The sequence below is a fragment of the Janthinobacterium sp. J1-1 genome, from assembly GCF_030944405.1.
Lineage (GTDB): Bacteria > Pseudomonadota > Gammaproteobacteria > Burkholderiales > Burkholderiaceae_D > Janthinobacterium.
The window spans coordinates 5,727,536-5,749,731 of sequence record NZ_CP132339.1 but is presented as its reverse complement, the minus strand read 5'-3'; the positions used below and the strand labels follow the sequence as shown (position 1 = coordinate 5,749,731).

The following is a 22,196-nucleotide window of genomic DNA, read 5'->3' as shown; positions in this document are numbered from 1 at the left end:
TTCATCCATAACAATCGATAACAAGGGGACGGACAAATGGCAAAAGTGGCATTTATCGGACTGGGCGTGATGGGTTTTCCCATGGCGGGCCATCTGGCGGCGGGCGGGCATGAGGTGACTGTCTACAACCGCAATCCGGCACGCGCGCAAGCCTGGCTGGAACAGCACCGGGGCAGCAGCGCCGCCACGCCGGCCGCGGCGGCTGCTGGCGCCGAGTTCGTCTTCACCTGCATCGGCAACGACAACGATCTGTACCAGGTGATCCTGGAAGAGGGCGGCTTGCTGTCCGGCATGGCGCCGGGCAGCATCCTGGTCGACCATACAACGGCCTCGGCCGAAGCGGCCCGCACCATCCATGCTGCGGCGCAAGAGCGGGGCGTGTTCTTCCTCGACGCGCCCGTCTCGGGCGGCCAGGCAGGCGCCGAAAACGGCAAGCTGACGGTGATGGCCGGTGGCGATGCGGAAGCGTATGCGCGGGCCGAAGCCGTGATCGCGCTGTTCGCGCGCGCCGTGACCTACATGGGGCCATCGGGCTCGGGCCAGCTGACCAAGATGGTCAACCAGATCTGCATCGCCGGCCTGGTGCAGGCGCTCAGCGAAGGCATCGCCTTTGCCGAGAATGCGGGCTTGGACGCGGCGCTGGTGGTGGACGTGATTTCCAAGGGCGCGGCGCAATCGTGGCAGATGGAAAACCGCGGCAAGACCATGATCGAGCGCAAGTTCGACTTCGGCTTTGCCGTCGACCTGATGCGCAAGGACCTGGGCATCTGCCTGGCCGAAGCGCAGCGCAACGGCAGCGAGCTGCCTGTCACCACGCTGACCGACCAGTTCTATGGCGAAGTGCAGCAGGCCGGCGGCAACCGTTACGACACCTCCAGCCTGATCACGCGCCTGGGCAAGAAGTAGGGACACGCTTTCCCTCAGCTGCTTGCAATCCTAAAGCTTGCAATACAGCGGCACTGCCGTTATATTGCAGCTTCTTTCCCAAACATCTTCCTCATTGGAGCCAAAAGTGCCTCGCCAATTCGCCATCACCTGCTAACGCTGACGAACTGCCCTGTGCGGTATCGGCCGGCGCGTTGACGCTCCCGATTGCCGCGACACTTTGTGCGCTGAAAATAGTCCACGCCCGACCCCGTCGTCAGCACCCCTGACCCTGCAAAGGACACGCCCCGGTGAACGCGGCGTGTGACGCCATGTACCTGCAATCTTTACCGTTATTCAAATACCCGCGCACGCCGCACCTGGAAGGCTCGCGCCTGCAGCCCGGCGACGATGCTTCCGATCAAATGCCTCTCAAGCGGCTGGCCAATCGTTACGTCGTTATCGAAGAAAAAATCGATGGCGCCAACGCCGCCGTTTCGTTCAGCGAGGCCGGCGAGGTGCTGCTGCAGTCGCGCGGCCACTACCTGATGGGCGGCGGCAGCGAGCGCCAGTTCAACCTGTTGAAACCGTGGGCGCATGCCCATGAACACGCCTTGCTGGCGCTGCTGGAAGACCGGTACGTGCTGTTCGGCGAATGGGCCTACAGCAAGCATTCCGTGTTCTACGATTGCCTGCCGCATTACTTCAACGAATTCGACATGTATTGCCGCCGCACCCAGACATTTTTGTCGACGGCGCGCCGGCATGCGCTGCTGGCGGGATCGCCCGTACTGTCCGTGCCGGTGCTGTACGCGGGCGCCATGCCGGCCAAGCCGCAGCAGCTGTGGCAGTTGCTGCGCCATTCGCTGGCCAAGTCGACGCTGTGGCGCGGGGCCTTCGAGACCGTGGTGGCGCGTGAAAGGCTGCCACTGGACCTGTGCTGGCGGCAGACCGACAAATCCGACCTGGCCGAAGGCCTGTACCTGAAAGTCGAAGACGATGACAAGGTGCTGGCGCGCTACAAGCTGGTGCGGCCCGATTTTACGCAAACCATCCTCGACAGCGGCTCGCACCATGCCACGCGGCCCTTGATCCCGAACCAGCTGGCACCCGGCGTCGATCTGTATGCGCCGCAAGCGCTGCTTACCTGGGAAAGCCTGGGCCTGCGCACCTGCCATTCGCTCGACGAGCTGGCCGCACTGACAAAGAAAAGGAGTACCCGATGAACTGGAACACCCTGCGCCAACTGGCGCCGCTGCCAGGGAGGCAGCCCGATTTCGCCGCCTGCCTGGCCGCCTTTCCACAACTGGAACTGGCCAAGACCACGCCGCAACATCCGGTGTATCACGCCGAAGGCGACGTCTGGACGCATACCATGATGGTCATCGAGGCGCTGCTGGCCATGCCTGCCTATGCGCAAGCCGCGCGCGCGCAGCAGGAAATCGTCTTCCTGGCCGCGCTGCTGCACGACGTGGCCAAGTGCAGCACCACCGTGATCGATCCTGTCTCGGGCGCCATCGGCCAGCCCGGCCACTCGCGCAAGGGGGCGCTCGACGCCCGCATCGCGCTATGGGATTACGCGGTGCCGTTTGCCGCGCGCGAAGCCATCTGCCGCCTGATCCAGGTGCATCAGGTGCCGTTTTTTGCGCTGGAGACCTCGCGTCGTGGCGTGACGCCCGAATTTACCGTGCGCGAACTGTCGTGGCAGGTCGATATCGGCCTGCTCGCCATGCTGGCCGAGGCCGATATCCGCGGCCGCATCTGTCCCGATCCGCAGCGCATGCTGGACGCGATCGAACTGTTTCGCGAACTGGCGCGCGAGGAGGGCTGTTACGACCGGCCGCGCGCCTTTGTCGACGATCATACGCGCGTCAGGTATTTTCGCGGCGCCGAGGCGCATCCCGACTATCCCTTGTTCCAGCAGCCGGGCTCGCGGGTGATCGTCATGTCGGGCCTGCCGGCGTCGGGCAAGAATACCTGGGTGGCGAAACACCATCCGCAACTGCCGGTGGTGTCGTTCGACGATGCGCGCCAGGCGCTGGGCCTGCGCCATGGCAAGAACGAAGGGCAGGTGGGCGATTATGCGGAAGAGCGCGCGCGTGAACTGCTGCGCAAGGGCCTGCCCTTTGTGTGGAACGCGACCCATTTGTCGGCGCTGATGCGCGAAAAAACGCTCAATCTGCTCTACAAATACCATGCGCAGGTTGAGCTGGTGTACCTGGAGCAATCGCGCAAGGAACTGCTGCGCCGCAATGGCCAGCGCGATACCTCCTTGAGTAACAAGAAGCTGCAAACGATGTTGTGGAACTGGGAAATTCCACTGCCGCAGGAGGCACACCTGGTCCGCCATGACGTGGCTTGACGCCATGTCGAGCGCGTTGGTGTTGTAAGGGAGCAACAATTTCAGGGTTTTCTGAAATTATTCAGCGACGTTTTTCTTGCCGGTAAAGCCGAGCCTGAACGGCGATTGACTTGCTGCTTGTGCCGGCAACGGTTTTGCCGGCCATGGCCGGATTAGCAAGCTTTTGCTTGCAAGGCGCGGTAATTGTGTCTTTTACTGCCGGGTTATCGGTGTAATTGTTAAATAATGATTTAATTAAAATTTTTAATATGCTGGAAATTAATGGTGAACACATATTGGATAATATAAAACAATGTTTTATTGTTTCCTTATGGAAATTTCAAGGCTGGCTTTTCAGATGCTGTAAGCGTCAGATGGCCACTGTGTGGCGCTGCGCGAGGCGTGGCGGTGATTATCTGAGATTAATTCTGTAGGGAAAATGTGTAAGCTAACTGCACCAGATATCGCGTAGTAGAGAATAATTCATTTATAAAAATCTTGGCTTGAAGCAAATAAAGATAATCAAGTTTTAAATGAGCAATGTTAAAATATAGAAACTATTAAATTATTATATGGCAACATTGTTGCCGTGCCGCTTATTGTGCTTATGTGATCGAGAGGATACTTTTGCGCTCCAAACTTCTACCCCTGACCTTGCTGCTGCTGATCCAGGGCGCCTACGCCCAGCAACCGACCGCCGGCAGCCAGCTGCAACAAATTCCTGTCGCGCCCCAGTTGCCGAAAGCGGCGCCCGCCATCCGCGTGCAGCGCGGCGATGTGCCGGCCGCCATCGTCGGCGACAGCACCCGCATCAAGGTAGAGCGCCTGCAGATCGCCGCGCCGCCGGTATTCGCGGAAAGCGAGCTGGTCGCCGCCAGCGGCTTCGTGCCGGGCAGCGAGCTGACCCTGACGGAACTGCGCGGCCTGGCCAGCAAGATTGCCAGCTATTACCAGACGCGCGGCTACTTCCTGGCCCAGGCCTACTTGCCGGCGCAGGACATCAAGGATGGCGTGGTGCAGATCACCGTGATGCCGGGCCAGTACGGCCAAGTGCAGCTGCGTAACAAGAGCAATCTGTCCGACGGCCTGGCCGGCAATATCCTGGCGGGCCTCGATGGCGAAGTGGTCGCCACCGCGCCGCTGGAACGCCGTTTGCTGCTGCTGTCGGACCTGCCGGGCGTGCAGGTCAGCTCGACCCTGGCGCCGGGCGCCTCCTTGGGCGCTTCCGACCTGATCGTCGACGTGCAGCCCGGCGCGCGCTTCAACGGCAGCGTCGATGTCGACAACCAGGGCAACCGCTACACGGGCCGCAACCGCATCGGCGCCACCGTCAATATCAATGAGCTGGCCGGCATCGGCGACGTCGCCACCGTGCGCGCGTTTACCTCGACCGACGGCCTGAACTATGTGCGCGCCGCCTACCAGGCCCAGGCCGGCCTGCTGCGCCTGGGCACGGCCTACACCCATATGGACTACAAACTGGGCAAGGAATTTGCCGTGCTGGAAGCGAAGGGCACGGCAAAAATTGCCAGCGTGTATGGCAGCTACCCCTTGATCCGCGCGCGCGCCGGTAGCCTGTACGCGCAAGTGAACTACGACAGCAAGGATTTGCAGGACAAGACCGAATCGACCGGCAGCGTGAATGACAAGAAAGCCAAGATCTGGCTGTTCAATCTGAATGGCGACAGCAAGGATGCTTTCGGTGGCGGCGGCATCAGCAATTATTCGCTGACCTATACCACCGGCAAGATCGACATCGAAACGCCGGTGGCGCGCCTGATCGACATGCTGACGGTGGACACCCACGGCAGCTTCCACAAGCTGGGCCTGACCGCCTCGCGCCTGCAAAGCCTGGGTGGCGAGACCAGCTTCTTCGGCATCGTCAACGCGCAAACGGCGTCGAAAAACCTCGACGCCTCGGAAAAAATGGGCCTGGGCGGCGTCGGCGGCGTGCGCGCCTATCCGGGCGGCGAGGCATATGGCGACCAGGGTTATGTGCTGAACCTGGAACTGCGGCAAAACCTGCCGGCCTTCACCGCCGTGGCCGGCCAGCTGCAACTGGTCGGCTTTGCCGATACGGGCACGGTCAAGCTCAACCGCCATGCCTGGAGCGCGGGCGAAAACCGCCGCACCTTGAGCGGCGCCGGCGTCGGCGTCTCCTGGACCGGCGCCAATGCGCTGATCGTCAAGGGGTATTACGCGCACAAGCTGGGCAATGCCAAGGCGACCTCCGCACCGGATTCCGCCGGCCGCTTCTGGTTGCAAGCAGTCAAGTATTTCTGATCTAACATCGACACGTTCACACTTCAGGACCCGCCATGAATCGCATCTACCGCTCCATCTGGAACCAGGCCACCGGTGCCTACGCAGCTGTTTCCGAAAACGTCAAATCGGCCGGGAAGCGCTCGATGCCCGGCAGTGCCGGCGGCGGCGCGCATTTGGCCTTGACCAGCATGGCGGCGGCGCTGATGCTGGGCTACGGCAGTCTGGCGCTGGCGGGGCCGACGGGCGGCACGGTGGTGGCGGGCCAGGCGAACATTACCGGCGCGCCGGGCTCGACGGTGATCAAGCAGGGCAGCCAGAATGCGGTGATCAACTGGGCCAACTTCAATATCAACCAGGGCGAGTCGGTACAGTTCGTGCAGCCGAACAGCCATGCGGTGGCCTTGAACCGGGTGCTGGGCAATGATGGCACCACGATTCTGGGCAACCTGTCGGCCAACGGCAAGGTGTTTATCGTCAACCCGAACGGCATCCTGTTCGGCCAGGGTGCGTCCGTCAATACGGCCGGCTTGGTGGCCTCCATGCTCGATATCAATAACGCCGACTTCATGGCGGGCAGCTATAAGTTTTCCGGCAACGGCACGGGCAAGGTATTGAACCAGGGCAGCATCAGCGCGCCGGGCGGCTATGTCGCCTTGCTGGGCGCGAATGTGTCGAATGAGGGCACGATCAATGCGCGCCTCGGTTCGGTGGCGCTGGCGGCGGGCCGCGCCATCACGCTGGACGTGGCCGGCGATGGTTTGCTGAACGTGGCGGTGGACCAGGGGGCGGTGGGCGCGCTGGTGCAAAATGGCGGCCTGATCCAGGCCGATGGCGGCAGCGTGCTGCTCACGGCCCAGGCCGCCGGCGACCTGCTGAAAACCGTGGTCAACAATACCGGCGTGATCGAGGCGCACACCATCGATACGCGCAGCGGCACCATCAAGCTGCTGGGCGATATGCAGACCGGCACGGTGAACGCGTCCGGCACGCTGGACGCCAGCGCGCCGACGGGCGGCAATGGCGGCTTTATCGAAACCTCGGCCGCCAAGGTCAAGATGGCCGATGCGCTGAAGATCACCACCTCGGCCGTGGCAGGCAAGGGCTTGACCGGCACCTGGCTGATCGATCCGACCGACTTCACGATTGCCGCTTCCGGCGGCGACCAGACCGGCGCGTTCTACACGAATGCGCTGAAGACTACCGACGTGCATATCCAGACGGTCGCCAGTGGCGCAGGCCTGGGCAATATCAACGTCAACGACACGATTTTGTGGTCGGCCAACCAGCTCAAGCTGACGGCGCACAACAATATCAATATCAATGCGCCGCTGCGCGGTTCGGGCACGGCCACCCTGGCGCTGCGCTATGGCCAGAGCGCGCCGGCTGCCGGCAACCTGGCGACCTATAACGTCAAGGCCGAGATTGACCTGCCGTCCGGCAAGAACTTCAGCACCTTGCTGGGCATCGATGGCGCGACGACGGTGTATACGGTGGTCAACAGCCTGGGCGCCGCCGGCAGCATGACCGGCACCGATCTGCAAGGCTTGCGTAACGTACTCGGCGAAAATATCGTGCTGGGCGCGAATATCGATGCCAGCATCACGGCGAACACGGGAATCTGGGGCGCCAACGGCTTTGCGCCGATCGGCTCCGCCGCCACGCCATTCACCGGCCAGTTCGACGGCCTGGGCCATACCATCCATGGTCTGAGCATTACCAATACCACGGCCAGCGGCATTGCCGCGCTGTTCGGCGCGACCAGCTCCACGGCCAGCGTGCGCAACATCGGCTTGGCGAACGTTGCCATTACCGGCAATATCGCCAGCGGCTTGTATGGCCAGACGGCGGCCCTGGTGGGTATCAATAGCGGCATCATCAGCAACGCGTTTGTCGGCAGCGGCACGGTATCGGGCATCGACAGGACACATACCGGTGGCCTGGTGGCACTCAATCAAGGCACCATCACCGACAGCTACAATAATGCCGCGGTGTCCCGGACCGGAACCAATACGGGTGGCTGGCTGGGTGGCCTGGTGGGCGAGGCCGAAGCCACCAGCAATATCACCAACAGTTATAACAGCGGCAGCGTAACCGGCCTGATCGCAACAGGCGGGCTGGTCGGCAACAACAAGGGCAGTATCAGCAACAGTTTCAATTCCGGCGTGATAACAGGCAGAAACGATGTCGGTGGACTGGTGGTCCACAATCGGGCCGGCGGCGTCATTACCAACAGCTACAATACCGGCGCCGTCTCCGGCGGCGCCTTTGTGGGGGGGCTGGTGTCGCAGACGTATACCAACGGTAGCGGGTTCGCCGCTTCCGTGACCAGCAACAGTTATTCCACCGGTACCGTCACCGCCCAGGGCCTGGGTGTCGCCTCTTCGGCCAACACCGCCACCGGTGGCCTGATCGGCGCCAACAAGGGCGTGCTCTCCGACAGTTACGCGACCGGCGCAGTGATAGGCGCCAGCGGCTCGACGGTGGGCACCAATAGCGGGGTGGGCGGGGTGGTCGGCTTGCTCGGCGTAGCGGGCAATGTCGCCAGGGTGTATTCGTCCGGCACAGTGAGCCTGAAATCTGGCGCCACCGGCACGATGGGCGGCGTGGTCGGCTTGATCAGCGCGACTACGGGTACGCTCGCCAACGGCTTTTACAATACGACCGTGAATCCGGCCATCGCGGAGGTCGGCACCAATACCATCGGCGGGACAGTCTCGGTGACCAGGGGACTGACGTCGTCAGAAATGCAGACCGGATCGAATTTCGAGGGCTTCAATTTCACGACCAAGGCTGGCGCAACCGGCAACAACTGGGTGATGGTCAATACCGACGGCACGCTCAACGGCGCGGGCAACAAGACCGGCGCCACCTGGCCGATGCTGTCGGCCGAGTACAGCACCAATATCTACTCCTCGCACCAGTTGCAGCTGATGGCGATGAACCTGGCCGGCAACTACACGCTGAAGCAGGATATCAACGCCGCCAGCACCGGCACCACCGGCGATGTGTGGAACGGCGCCACCTTTGTACCGGTCGGCGCCAGCACCGGCACCCCGTTTACCGGCACCTTCGACGGCACCGGCCATGTCATTTCCGGCCTGGTCATCAACCGTCCCGGCACGAATTCCGCCGGCCTGTTCGGCGCCACGTCCAGCACCGCGATCGTGCGCAATGTCGGCCTGGAAGGCGGCAGCATTACCGGCATGGATGCCACCGGCGCCCTGGTCGGCAGCAATCTGGGTCGCGTCAGCGGCAGCTACAGCACCGCCAGCGTGACGGGCGGCACCCAGGTCGGCGGCCTGGTCGGCTCGAACCTCACGGGAGGTACCGTCACCAACAGCTACGCCAGCGGCGCCGTCACCGGCACCGGCACTCTCGGCGGCCTGGTCGGCACGAACAACGGCACGCTGACCAACAACTATGCCAGCGGCACTGTCACCGGCGGCATTACCCTGGGTGGTGTGACGGGCTCCAACAACGGCACCGCCAGCGGCAATTTCTGGGATACCACCACCAGCAACCTGGCGACCAACGCCAATGCCAGCGGCATCGGCACCGGCTTGAGCACCGCGCAAATGAAATTGCTGTCCGTCTACACCGGCGCGGGCTGGGATCTGACCAGCACGTGGATCGTCTACGACACCAATACCTATCCCTTGCTGCGCGCCTTCATGACGCCGCTGCAGGTGACGTTTGCCGCGAACGCCAGCAAAACCTATAACGCCACCACCACCGGCTGGACGGCGCCGGGCGTGACCAGTTCAAACTCGGTTGCCTATGCGGCGCTGCAGGGTACCCTGAACTATGGCGCCGCGGGCAGCGCCGTCAACGCCGGCACTTACGCCATTACGGCCGGCGGCCTGTATTCGGGCCAGCGCGGCTACGCCATCAACAGCAGCGCCGCGACGCTGACCATCAACAAGCTGGCCGCGACGCTGAACGGCGGGCTGGTTCAGGATCGCGTGTATGACGGCACCACCACGGCCACTATCCAGGGTGGCATACTGAGCGGCATCCTGACGGTGGATAAAGGCAAAGTCACGGCCACCGGCGGCAACTTTGACACCAGTAACGCCGGCACCGGCAAGACCGTGACCTTGGTTAGCAGCGGCACCGCCGGCGGCAATTACACGATCACGGCCAGCGGAGCAGGCCTGACCGGCACGATCACGCCGAAGGAGCTTTCCCTCTCCGGCATGACCGCCACCGACCGGCAATACAATGCCAGCCGGCAGGCCGTCCTGACGGGCGGCACATTGAACGGCCTGGTCGGCAGCGAAACGCTGACGCTCGGCACGTCCAGCGGTACCTACGACAACGCGAATGCCGGCACCGGCAAGGCGGTGACCGTCACGCTGGGCGCGCTGGGCAACGACACCGGCCTGGCCAGCAATTACACGCTCGCCGCACCGACCGACATCACGGGCACGGTCACGCCCAAGGTCCTGACCGTGGGCGGTGTGACGGCGGGTGATAAAGTCTATGACGGCCTCACAAGCGCCATCGTCGGCGGCGGCACCCTCAGTGGCCTGGTCGACAAGGAAACGCTGACCGCGGTCAACAGCGGTGAATTTTCCGACAAGAACGTCGCCAATGGCAAGACCGTCACGGTCTCCACGACCCTGAGCAACGGCAACTTTGGCGGCCTGGCATCGAACTATACGGTTGCCAATTTTGGCGTGACGGCCAGCATCACTCCCAAAGCCTTGACGGTGACCGGCGCGACGGCCGGCAACAAGGCCTACGACGGCAACACGGCCGCCACCATCAGCGGCGGCGCCCTGAGTGGCATGGTCGGTTCGGAAACGATCAACCTGGGGGCGCTGTCCGGCAGTTTCAGCGACAAGAACGCCGGCACCGGCAAGGCCGTGACGGTCACCGGCGGCACCTTGAGCGACGGCAGCAACGGCGGCCTGGCCAGCAACTATACGGTCGGCAGCATCACGGGCCTGTCGGCCGATATCACGCAAAAAGCGCTGACGGTCACCGGCGTCACCGTTGGCAGCAAAACCTATGACGGCAACACAAGCGCGACGGTGTCGGGCGGCACGTTGAACGGCCTGGTCGGCGGCGAAACGCTGGGCCTGTCCGGCCAGACGGGCGTGTTCATTGACAGGAATGCGGGCAATGGCAAGGCCGTGACGGTCAGCGGCGCCACGCTGTCCGATGGCAGCGGCCTGGCCAGCAACTATACGGTCAGCAATGCCACCGGCGTGACCGGCAATATCACGCAAAAAGCGCTGACGGTGGGCGGCGTGACGGCGGCCGACAAGGTCTATGATGGCGGCCTGGCGGCAGTCTTGAGCGGCGGCACCTTGAGCGGCATGGTCGGCTCGGAAACGCTGGGCCTGTCCAGCCTCTCCGGCGTATTCGGCGACAAGAATGTGGGGAGCGGCAAGACCGTGACGGTCACCGGCGGCGCGCTGTCCGACGGCACTGGCCTGGCCAGCAACTATACGGTGGGCGCCGTGACGGGCCTGCTTGCCAGCATCACGCCCAAGGCGCTGACGCTGAGCGGCGTGCTGGCCAGCGCCAAGGTGTATGACGGCAATACCAAGGCCAGCCTGACGGCCGGCACCCTGAACGGCCTGGTGGGCGGCGAAAGCCTGAGCGTATCCGGCCTGACCGGCACGTTTGCCAACCAGAACGCCGGCACCGGCAAGGCCGTGACGGTCACCGGCACCACGCTGGTCGATGGCACTGGCCTGGCCAGCAATTATTCGGTCAGCAATCCGACCGGCGTGACGGGCGACATCACGCCCAAGGCCTTGACGGTCAGCGGCCTGGTGGCCGCCAACAAGGTGTATGACGCCACCACCAAGGCTACCGTCACCGGCGGCACCCTGAGCGGCCTGGTCGGCGGCGAAACCCTGGGCCTGTCCGGCTTGAGCGGTACGTTTGTCAACAAGAACGCCGGCACCGCCAAGGCGGTCACCATCAGCGGCGCGACCCTGGCCGACGGCACTGGTCTGGCCAGCAACTACACAGTCAGCAACCCGACCGGCGTGACGGCCAATATCAACCAGGCCACGATTTCCTCGGTGACCAATGTGGTGGCCGACAGCAAGGCCTACGATGGCGGCACCAGTGTCACCTTCGGTTCGGCCACGGCCACCTTCAACGGCATGCTCAGCGGCGACAGCCTGGCGATCGGCGCCACCAAGGCCTCGTTCAGCGACAAGAACGCGGGCACCGGCAAGGCGGTCACGATCTCCTTCCTGACCTTGGGCGGCACCGATGCGGGCAACTACCTGCTGGCCAGCAGCACCGCGACCGGCACCGGCACCATCACGCCGAAGGCACTGACGATCAGCGGCATGTCGGTGATCAACAAAGTCTATGACGGCACCACCAAGGCCACCCTGGCGGGCGGCTCGGTCGTCGGCCTGGTCGGTTCGGAAAACATTGGCGTGACCGGCTTGTCGGCGACGTTTGACGACAAGAACGCCGGCACCGGCAAGACCGCGACGGCCACCGGCGCGTCCCTGGTCGACGGCGTCAACGGCGGCCTGGCGGCCAACTACACGATCAGCAATCCGACCGGCCTGCTTGCCAATATCACGCCGAAAGCGTTGACGGTGACGGGCGTGACGGCCACCACGCGCGCTTATGACGGCACCCTGGCGGCCACGCTGTCGGGTGGCAGCCTGAGCGGCCTGGTCAGCGGTGAAACGCTGGTGGTGTCCGGCGGCACCGGCGCGTACGCCGACAAGAACGCGGGCACGGGCAAGGCGGTGACGGTCACGGGCGTGGGCATAGCCGACGGCACGGGCCTGGCCAGCAACTACACGGTCAGCAATCCGACCGGCGTCACCGGCACCATTACGCAGAAGACCCTGACGGTCACCGGCGCGCTGGCGGCCGACAAAACCTATGACGGCAGTGTCGCCGCCGGTTTGACGGGCGGCACGCTCGACAGCAGCGGCTTTGTCGGCGGTGAAACAGTCAACCTGGCCAGCCTCACCGGCGCGTTTGCCGACAAGAATGCCGGCAGCGGCAAGGCCGTCAGCATCACCGGCGGCACCTTGTCCAACGGCACCAACGGCGGCCTGGCCAGCAACTACTCGGTCGGCCCTGTCACGGGCCTGACAGCCAGCATCGCGCAAAAAGCGCTGACGGTCACCGGCGTGGCGGCCGCCAATAAAGTGTATGACGCCACCACCAAGGCCACCGTCACCGGCGGCACGCTGAGCGGCCTGGTCGGCGGCGAAACCCTGGGCCTGTCCGGCCTGTCGGGTACATTTGCGGACAAGAACGCCGGCACCGCCAAGGCGGTCACCATCAGTGGTGCGACGCTGGCCGACGGCACTGGTCTGGCCAGCAACTACACGGTCAGCAACCCGACCGGCGTGACGGCCAATATCAACCAGGCCACCATCAGCTCGGTGACCAATGTGGTGGCCGACAGCAAGGCCTACGATGGCGGCACCGCTGTCACCTTCGGCTCGGCCACGGCCACCTTCAACGGCATGCTCAGCGGTGACAGCCTGGCGATCGGCGCCACCAAGGCCTCGTTCAGCGACAAGAACGCCGGCACCGGCAAGGCGGTCACCATCTCCTTCCTGACCCTGGGCGGCACTGATGCGGGCAACTACCTGCTGGCCAGCAGCACGGCGACCGGCACCGGCACCATCACGCCGAAGGCACTGACGATCAGCGGCATGTCGGTAATCAACAAGGTCTATGACGGCACCACCAAGGCCACCCTGGCGGGCGGCTCGGTCGTCGGCCTGGTCGGTTCGGAAAACATCGGCGTGACCGGTTTGTCGGCGACGTTTGACGACAAGAACGCCGGCACCGGCAAGACGGCGACGGCCACCGGCGCATCCCTGGTCAACGGCGTCAACGGCGGCCTGGCGGCCAACTACACGATCAGCAACCCGACCGGCCTGCTGGCCAATATCACGCCGAAAGCGTTGACGGTGACGGGCGTGACGGCGGCCAGCCGCGACTACGATGGCACCAAGGCCGCTGCCCTGAGTGGCGGCAGCCTGAGTGGCGTCGTGACGGGCGAAAGCCTGACGCTGTCGGGCCTGAGCGGCAGTTTTGCCACTCAAAATGCCGGCAATAATATCGTGGTGACAGTCAGCGGCGCGCAGTTGGCCGATGGCGCCAACGGCCTGGCCAGTAATTACACGGTCAGTAATCCGGGCAACGTGGCAGCCAATATCACGCAAAAAGCGCTGACGATCAGCGGCATGAGCGCCAGCGGCAAGGTGTACGACGGAACGTTCGATGCGGTCTTGTCGGGTGGTACCTTGCAGGGTCTGGTGAATGACGAAACCATCACCATCACCGGCAAGACCGGCGTATTTACCGACAAGAACGCCGGCTTGGGCAAAGACGTGCGCGTGCAAACCCTGGAATTGACCAACGGTACCGGATTGGCCAGCAATTATTCCGTCAGCGTGCCGATGGATATGAAGGCCAACATTGCGCAGAAAGAACTGGCGGTCGGTAACGTAACGGCACTCGACAAAACCTATGATGGTACGGTGGGCGCCAGTTTTACGGGCGGTGCCCTGTCTGGCTTTGTCAAGGATGAAACGGTCGGCCTGGCTAGCCTGGCCGGCAAGTTTGCCGACCAGAATGCAGGCAGCGGCAAGGACGTGAGTATCACCGGCGGTACCCTGAGCGATGGTACCAATGGCGGACTGGCCAGTAACTATATCGTCGCCAGCAGTGCCGGCCTGAGCGCCAGCATCAGCCAAAAAGTGTTGACGATAACGGGTGTCACGGCAGGCAACAAGACCTATGACGGTAGCGACACCGCTATCTTGTCTGGCGGTACCTTGAATGGCCTGGTGGGCACGGAAACCTTGAGCTTGTCCGGCCAGAGCGGCCGCTTCAGCGACAAGAATGCGGGGACTAACAAGGACGTGACGGTCAGCGGCGCCACCTTGGGCGATGCGGGTTCGGGCGCGACGGCTGGCCTGGCCAGCAATTACAAGGTCGACAATGCGACCGGCGTCAAAGCCGATATTGCGCAGAAAGCGCTGACGGTCAGCGGTGCCACGGCGCTCGACAAGACCTATGACGGCAACACGGTGGCAGCGCTGGCCGGCGGTGCCTTGAATGGCCTGGTAGGCAGCGAAACGCTGGCCCTGTCGGCGGCATTTGCCGACAAGAACGCGGCGGCCGGCAAGGCGGTGACAGTGAGCCTCAACGACGGTAGCGGGCTGGCCGGCAACTATGTGCTGAACAATCCAACCAGCCTGACGGCAACTATCGATCAGAAAGCACTGACGGTGACGGGTGTCACGGCAGGCAACAAGACCTATGACGGTAACGACAAGGCGACGTTGACCGGTGGCGTGTTGAATGGCCTGGTGGGCACGGAAACCTTGAGCCTGTCCGGCCAGAGTGGCGTGTTCAGTGACAAGAATGTGGGCATCGGCAAGACGGTGACGGTCAGCGGCGCCACCTTGGGCAATGCGGGCACGGGCGCCACGGCTGGCCTGGCCAGCAACTATACGGTCGGCAATGCGAGCGGTGTGACAGCGACCATCGCACAAAAAGCGCTGACGGTCAGCGGTGCCACGGCGCTCGACAAGACCTATGACGGCAACACGGCGGCAGCGCTGGCCGGCGGTGCCCTGGACGGCCTGGTGGACGGCGAAACCCTGGCCCTGTCGGCGGCATTTGCCGACAAGGCCGCGGCGGCCGGGAAGGCCGTGACGGTCGCTCTCAACGATGGCAGCGGGCTGGCCGGCAACTATGTGCTGAACAATCCGACCGGCCTGACGGCGGCCATCACGCCCAAGGCGCTGACGGTGAGTGGCGTGACGGCTGGCAACAAGACCTACGATGGCACACTGGCGGCCTCGTTGTCGGGTGGTACCTTGAATGGCCTGGTGGGCACGGAAACCTTGAGCCTGTCCGGCCAGAGCGGCGTCTTCAGCGACAAGAATGCCGGCATCGGCAAGACCGTGACGGTCAGCGGCGCCACCTTGGGCGATGCAGGCTCGGGCGCCACGGCGGGCCTGGCAAGCAACTATACGGTCGGCAATGCGACCGGCGTGACAGCGAACATCGCACAAAAAGCGCTGACGGTCAGCGGTGCCACGGCGCTCGACAAGACCTATGACGGCAACACGGTGGCAGCGCTGGCGGGCGGCGCCCTGAATGGCCTGGTGGACGGCGAAACCCTGGCCTTGACGGCGGCATTTGCCGACAAGAACGCGGCGGCCGGCAAGGCGGTGACAGTGAGCCTCAACGACGGTAGCGGGCTGGCCGGCAACTATGTGCTGAACAATCCAACCAGCCTGACGGCAACTATCGATCAGAAAGCACTGACGGTGACGGGTGTCACGGCAGGCAACAAGACCTATGACGGTAACGACAAGGCGACGTTGACCGGTGGCGTGTTGAATGGCCTGGTGGGCACGGAAACCTTGAGCCTGTCCGGCCAGAGTGGCGTGTTCAGTGACAAGAATGTGGGCATCGGCAAGGATGTGACGGTCAACGGCGCTACCTTGGGCAATGCGGGTTCTGGCGCCACGGCTGGCCTGGCCAGCAATTACAAGGTCGACAATGCGACCGGCGTCAAAGCCGATATCGCACAGAAAGCAGTGACGGTCAGCGGTGCCACAGCGCTCGACAAGATCTATGACGGCAACACGGTGGCAGCGCTGGCCGGCGGCGCCCTGAATGGCCTGGTGGACGGCGAAACCCTGGCCTTGTCGGCGGCATTTGCCGATAAGAACGCGGCGGCCGGCAAGGCCGTGACGGTTGCTCTCAACGATGGCAGCGGTCTGGCCGGCAACTATGTGCTGAACAATCCGACCGGCCTGACGGCGGCCATCACGCCCAAGGCGCTGACGGTGAGCGGCGTGACGGCAGGCAACAAGACCTACGATGGCACGCGGGCGGCCTCGTTGTCGGGTGGTACCTTGAATGGCCTGGTCGGCACGGAAACCCTGAGCCTCTCCGGCCAGAGCGGCGTGTTTGGCGACAAGAATGCCGGCAGTGGCAAGACCGTGACGGTCAGCGGCGCCACCCTGGGCAATGCGGGCTCGGGCGCCACGGCGGGCCTGGCCAGCAACTACACGGTCGGCAATGCGACCGGCGTCAAAGCCGATATCGCGCAGAAACAGCTGACGGTCGGTGGTATTACCGCAGGCAACAAGGTCTACGATGGCGGCACCGCTGCGGCGCTCGATACCGGCAGCGCGACATTCGGCGGCCTGGTCACGGGCGACAGCTTGAATGCCTCGGCCAGTGGCGCCTTCAGCGACAAAAACGCGGCGGCCGGCAAGACCGTCAATATCAGCGGCATCGTGCTCGGTGGCGTGGACGCGGGTAACTACACGCTCGACAGCACCACGGCCACCGCCAAGGCCGACATTACGGCCAAGGCGCTGACGGTGACGGGCCAACTGGCGGGCAACAAGGTCTATGACGGCAATACCGTTGCCAGCCTGTCCGGCGGCGCGCTGAGCGGCCTGGTGGACGGTGAGACATTAGGCATTGCAGGTCAAACTGCCGAGTTCAGCGACAAGAACGCGGCCAATGGCAAAACCGTGACGGTCACCGGCACGACCCTGGTCGATACCTCCACGGGCCTGGCATCGAACTACTCGGTCAGCAACCCGACCGGCTTGACGGCCAGCATTACGGCCAAGGCCTTGACGGTGACGGGCCAGTTGGCCGGCAACAAGGTCTATGACGGCAATGCGCAAGCCAGCCTGTCCGGCGGCGCCTTGAGCGGGCTGGTGGCCGGTGAAACCCTGGGCTTTGGCGGCCAGAGCGCCGTCTTCAGCGACAAGAACGCGGCCAATGGCAAGACGGTGACGGTGACCGGCACGACCCTGGTCGATACCGCCACGGGCCTGGCATCGAACTACTCGGTCAGCAACCCGACTGGCCTGACGGCCAGCATTACGGCCAAGGCGCTGACGGTGACGGGGCAACTGGCGGGCAATAAAGTCTACGACGGCAATACGGTCGCCAGCCTGTCCGGCGGCGCCTTGAACGGCCTGATTGCCGGTGAAACGCTGGGCTTTGGTGGTCAAAACGCCGTGTTCAGCGACAAGAACGCGGCCAATGGCAAGACCGTGACGGTCACCGGCACGACCCTGGTCGATACCTCCACGGGCCTGGCATCGAACTACTCGGTCAGCAACCCGACCGGCTTGACGGCCAGCATTACGGCCAAGGCCTTGACGGTGACCGGCCAACTGGCTGGCAATAAAGTCTACGACGGCAATACCGCGGCGCAATTGTCCGGTGGCACCCTGAGTGGCCTGGTCGCTGGCGAGACCCTGGTGATCGGTGGCCAGAACGTGACGTTTGCCGACAAGAATGCCGGCACCGCCAAGGCCGTGACTGTGACGGGCACGACCCTGGTCGATACCGCCACCGGCCTGGCCAGCAACTATACGGTCAGCAACCCGACCGGCCTGACGGCCAGCATTACGGCCAAGGCCCTGACGGTGACCGGCCAACTGGCGGGCAATAAAGTCTATGACGGCAATACGCAAGCCAGCCTGTCCGGCGGCGCATTGAGCGGCCTGGTGGCGGGCGAAACGCTGGGCTTTGGTGGTCAAAACGCCGTGTTCAGCGACAAGAACGCGGCTAATGGCAAAGCGGTAATGGTCACCGGCACCACCCTGGTCGACACCGCCACCGGCCTGGCCAGCAACTATACGGTCAGCAACCCGACCGGCCTGACGGCCAGCATCACGGCCAAGGCCCTGACGGTGACGGGCCAGTTGGCGGGCAATAAAGTCTATGACGGCAATGCGCAAGCCAGCCTGTCCGGTGGCACACTGAGCGGCCTGGTGGCGGGCGAGACGCTGGCCTTCGGCGGCCAGAACGCCGTCTTCAGCGACAAGAACGCGGCCAATGGCAAGACCGTGACGGTGACTGGCACAACCTTGGTCGATACCGCCAACGGCCTGGCCAGCAACTATACGGTCAGCAACCCGACCGGCCTGACGGCCAGCATTACGGCCAAGGCCCTGACGGTGACGGGCCAGCTGGCCGGTAACAAGGTCTATGACGGCACGGCGCAAGCCAGCCTGTCCGGCGGCGCCTTGAGCGGCCTGGTCGCTGGTGAAACCCTGGTGATCGGTGGCCAGAACGCAACGTTTGCCGACAAGAACGCCGGCACCGCCAAGGCCGTCACGGTGACGGGCACGACCCTGGTCGACACTAGTACCGGCCTGGCCAGCAACTATACGGTCAGCAATCCGACCGGCCTGACGGCCAGCATCACGCCGAAAGCCCTGACGGTGGCCGGTCAATTGGCCACCAACAAGGTGTATGACGGCACGACGGCGGCGCAATTGTCCGGCGGCGTGCTGGCGGGCCTGGTGGCGGGCGAAAGCCTGGGCCTGGCGGGTCAGACGGCGACGTTTGCCGACAAGAACGCGGCCACCGCCAAGGCGGTGACGGTGACCGGCACGACCCTGGTCGATACCAGCACCGGCCTGGCAAGCAACTATACGGTCAGCAATCCGACCGGCCTGACGGCCAGCATCACGCCGGCCAGCCTGCTGGTGCGCGCCACGGGCGCCGCGTCGCGCGTGTATGACACGACCACCAACGCCAGCGTGACCCTGGGCGACAACCGTATCGCCGGCGACGTGCTGACCATCAGCAACAGCGGCGCCAGCTTTGCCGACAAGAACGCCGGCGCCAACAAGACGGTGACGGTGAACGGCATTGCGCTCGGCGGCGCGGATGCGGGCAACTATATTGTCAACACGACGGCGACCACCACGGCCAGCATCACGCAGGCGGGGCTGGGTGTCAAAGTGGACAATGCCGAGAAAGACCAGGGCCGCGCCAACCCGGCCTTCACGGCCAGCTACACGGGCTTGCTGGGCGGCGACACGCTGGCGAACGAAGTCAGCGGCAACCTGGCCTTCACCACGCCGGCGACCACCGGCTCGCCATCGGGCAGCTATGTGGTGTCGGCTGCCGGCCAGGCATCGACCAACTATGCGCTGACCTACACGCCGGGCGTGCTGACGGTCAATCCGACCGAAGCGCTGCAAAGCGCGGTGGCCAGCGTGATCGCGGCGGTCAATGTGGCGCCATCGCAAGGCAATATGGTGCAGGCCGAGGTGGTGGCGAAAGGGGAAACCGTCACCAGCAAGGAGGACGCGGTGCAGGTGGCGGTGGAGGGCAGCCAGCCGCAGCAGCAGGGCAGCGCGCCGGTGGTGCAGACGACGGCCTCGGTGAACAGCAATGTCTTGCCGGGCTTGCGCCTGAATGTGATCGATACGGGCCTGCGCTTGCCGGTGGAGACTGGCAGCACCAGCATCGAAAGCCAGTAAGCATGGGCTAGCCGGGCTTGCCGGTTGAAGTGCCGCTTCGCGAACCATGCGAAGCGGCATTTTTTTTGCCGTCCCGCCATCTGCCGGCCATCTATAATCAGCCCATGGACATCTTCAATCTGACAGGAATGCAATGACCCCCAATTTTATCGGCGTGAGCGGCTTGCCGCGTGCGGGTTCCACCCTGATGTGCCAGTTGCTGGCGCAGCATCCGGACGTCCACAGCGAAGGCAACAGTTCCCCCGTATGCAGTGCCCTGCAGAACATGCGGCGCACGATCAGCGACGATCCGTTTTTCCTGTCCCAGCTCGATACCGCTTTCGACGCCAGTTATGCCCACCTGAAGACGGCGATGCAAGGCTTTCTGCGGGGCTGGTACCAGGATTGCGGCAAGCTGGCCGTGGTCGACAAGAACCGCGCCTGGCTGCACGCGGTGGAAATGCTGTTGCAGCTGGCGCCGGAAGCGAAGCTGATCGTTTGCGTGCGTGAACTGGGGCAGGTGTATGGTTCGGTCGAAGCCCAGCACCAGCGCACCATCCTGCTCGATTTTATCGATCACCTGGGCGACTATGACCGGCTGGGCCGGGCCGACATGCTGTTCGCCAAGGACCGCACCATCGGCTCCCCCTTGAACGCCCTGCAGGCGGTGCTGGACTTGCCTTTGGCGGTGCAGCAAAAACTGTATGTGGTGCGTTTCGAGGATTTGATGGCGCGGCCAGGCGAATGCATGTCGCATCTGTATGCCTGGCTGGGTCTGGCGCCGTTCCAGATCGATCCGGACAATCTGCGCGTGGGCTTGCGCGAAAGCGACAGTCACTACCGCATGAAATATACGCACCGGCAATTTGCCAGCATCCGTGCGCCGCAGCCGCATGCGATACCGCCGCGCATCCAGCAGCAGATCGAGAGCGCCTACGGCTGGTTTTACGAGATGTATTATCCGCGCGTCGCCGCAAAGGGCTGACACCAGGCAAAAAAAAGGCGGAACCGAAGTTCCGCCTTTTTTTCATTTAAAACATTCGATAAAACCGTAGCGAGCGGAAGTAAGTTGTGGTCGAGAAGCGCAACTGTACGAAGGTACAGTGAGCATCGCAGACCACGACTTACGACGCGCAGTAGGTTTGATCGTATGTTTTAGAACCAGGCTTCAACCTGGAAGCCATACGAGGTGCCGCTGGTGTTGTTGTTGTAGATCGGGCCGCCGTTGTTCGACGCGTTGACCGACGCGGTGGCCGCATCGTTCCATTTGCCATAGCTGACAAAGGCGCGCAGTTCAGGACGCGACCACAGGCCAGGACCTGCCGAAATCGCCGGTGCGATGGTGATCTTGGTCAGGCGCTTGGTCGGGCCGCCCGATTGCGTCACGCGGTCCGTGCCCAGTTCGCCAATCAGCTTGAGGTTGTTGGTGAAAGCGTAGACAGGGCGCACGCCAACCGAGGTCCAGGTCGAGGAGCCGGCAGCTTTCGACTCGTCTTTTTGCCACAGGGCGACCAGTTCCATGCCGAAGTTTTCCATCGGCTGGATCGCCATGTCATTGAACACGCGGGTACGCTTGACGTCCGAACCCAGCGAGGTGCTGCCCGATGCGCCGAACTGGGCGCCGTTGCCGGTACCAGGACCGACGCCATACTGCACGCCGAAGGTGTTGCCACCGCCGTAGACCTTGCCTTGACGGTGGAATGCCGACAGCTGCCAGCCGTTGTTTTTCTTGCCGAAGAAATCGTTGTCCTTGCCTTCGCCGATGATGTAGGTCGCGGCCAGGTCCAGGGTGCCGTTGGTGTTGACCGGAATTTCACCGTAGATGAAGTTCTGGCGCACGGCCGAACGGTTGCCAAGGTAGACACCTGGCGTGCCGCTCTTCGAACCCTGGGCATCATCGAACTGGGCAATGTCGTTGTCCTTGAAGAAGGCGTACGAGAACTTGCCCGGGCCGGCAGGAATGCGGTCCAGGCCGGCGCCGGTACCGTTCATGTTGATGTACTGCAGATCCAGCATGTGGATGTCAGGACGGTAGTAGAAACGTTTACCGACCCAGGCCGTGCCGCCGTTCAGGAAATCGAGTCCCTGTGCTTCGACGTAGGCTTTGACGATGCCGACCTTGTTGTCGCCGAAATCGGAGTTTGGTGCGTAGGCGTTGACCCAGACGGTGGCCATGTAGGTCACGTCGCCGGATTTGGCGATGGCTTTGGTGTAGCCGAATTCGGTATAGGCGTCGCACTCATTGCCCAGACGATATTTCATGGTGTTGCCACCCAGGCCGAAGCAGCCTTGTGAGCCGCCGTCACTGGAGGTGTTGCTGCCGGCGCCAGCGCGCAGGTAGCCGTGGAAGCCTTCGGAATCGGTTGGGTACATCGGGTCCGCCATGGCCGAGCCGCTGGCGATGGCCAGCAGGGCGAGGGTCAGGGCGGCCGGCAGGGATTTCATTGCAGTGCGATTCATGC

The 22,196-nt window shown here is 63.5% G+C and carries 7 protein-coding genes; 6 read left to right on the top strand and 1 reads right to left on the bottom strand.

The features are described 5' to 3' along the window. Positions 1 to 36 precede the first annotated feature (36 nt). The 6 genes from Q8L25_RS26225 (at position 37) to Q8L25_RS26200 (ending at position 20,719) form a co-directional block, all read left to right on the top strand. The gene (locus Q8L25_RS26225; RefSeq protein ID WP_308922180.1) at positions 37 to 906 is read left to right on the top strand and encodes an NAD(P)-dependent oxidoreductase; all 870 of its coding nucleotides are present in this window, start codon (positions 37 to 39) and stop codon (positions 904 to 906) included. 290 nt (positions 907 to 1,196) lie between these two features. Beyond that, a complete protein-coding gene (locus Q8L25_RS26220; protein WP_308922179.1) occupies positions 1,197 to 2,090 on the top strand; it encodes an RNA ligase family protein in 894 nt (297 codons plus the stop codon). After that, positions 2,087 to 3,226: an AAA family ATPase gene (locus Q8L25_RS26215; protein ID WP_308922178.1), complete on the top strand. Its 1,140-nt coding sequence runs from the start codon at positions 2,087 to 2,089 to the stop codon at positions 3,224 to 3,226. The genes Q8L25_RS26220 and Q8L25_RS26215 overlap by 4 nt, the downstream gene beginning before the upstream one ends. A 606-nt stretch (positions 3,227 to 3,832) precedes the next feature. Then, positions 3,833 to 5,488: a ShlB/FhaC/HecB family hemolysin secretion/activation protein gene (locus Q8L25_RS26210; protein WP_308922177.1), complete on the top strand. Its 1,656-nt coding sequence runs from the start codon at positions 3,833 to 3,835 to the stop codon at positions 5,486 to 5,488. A gap of 35 nt (positions 5,489 to 5,523) precedes the next feature. Then, positions 5,524 to 19,755: a YDG domain-containing protein gene (locus tag Q8L25_RS26205; protein ID WP_308922176.1), complete on the top strand. Its 14,232-nt coding sequence runs from the start codon at positions 5,524 to 5,526 to the stop codon at positions 19,753 to 19,755. 133 nt (positions 19,756 to 19,888) lie between these two features. Beyond that, positions 19,889 to 20,719, top strand: coding sequence for a sulfotransferase (locus Q8L25_RS26200; protein ID WP_308922175.1), 831 nt, complete (start codon positions 19,889 to 19,891; stop codon positions 20,717 to 20,719). A 170-nt stretch (positions 20,720 to 20,889) separates the two neighbouring features. Here Q8L25_RS26200 and Q8L25_RS26195 read toward each other — a convergent pair whose 3' ends face one another. Continuing rightward, the gene (locus Q8L25_RS26195) at positions 20,890 to 22,194 is read right to left on the bottom strand and encodes a carbohydrate porin (protein ID WP_308922174.1); all 1,305 of its coding nucleotides are present in this window, start codon (positions 22,192 to 22,194) and stop codon (positions 20,890 to 20,892) included. Positions 22,195 to 22,196: the final 2 nt, after the last annotated feature.

What these genes read in the sequence shown, in the direction of transcription:
- Q8L25_RS26225 (WP_308922180.1), top strand. Translation starts at nt 37, where the DNA reads ATGGCAAAAGTGGCATTTATCGGACTGGGCGTGATGGGTTTTCCCATG.
- Q8L25_RS26220 (WP_308922179.1), top strand. Translation starts at nt 1,197, where the DNA reads ATGTACCTGCAATCTTTACCGTTATTCAAATACCCGCGCACGCCGCAC.
- Q8L25_RS26215 (WP_308922178.1), top strand. Translation starts at nt 2,087, where the DNA reads ATGAACTGGAACACCCTGCGCCAACTGGCGCCGCTGCCAGGGAGGCAG.
- Q8L25_RS26205 (WP_308922176.1), top strand. Translation starts at nt 5,524, where the DNA reads ATGAATCGCATCTACCGCTCCATCTGGAACCAGGCCACCGGTGCCTAC.
- Q8L25_RS26200 (WP_308922175.1), top strand. Translation starts at nt 19,889, where the DNA reads ATGACCCCCAATTTTATCGGCGTGAGCGGCTTGCCGCGTGCGGGTTCC.
- Q8L25_RS26195 (WP_308922174.1), bottom strand. Translation starts at nt 22,194, where the DNA reads ATGAATCGCACTGCAATGAAATCCCTGCCGGCCGCCCTGACCCTCGCC.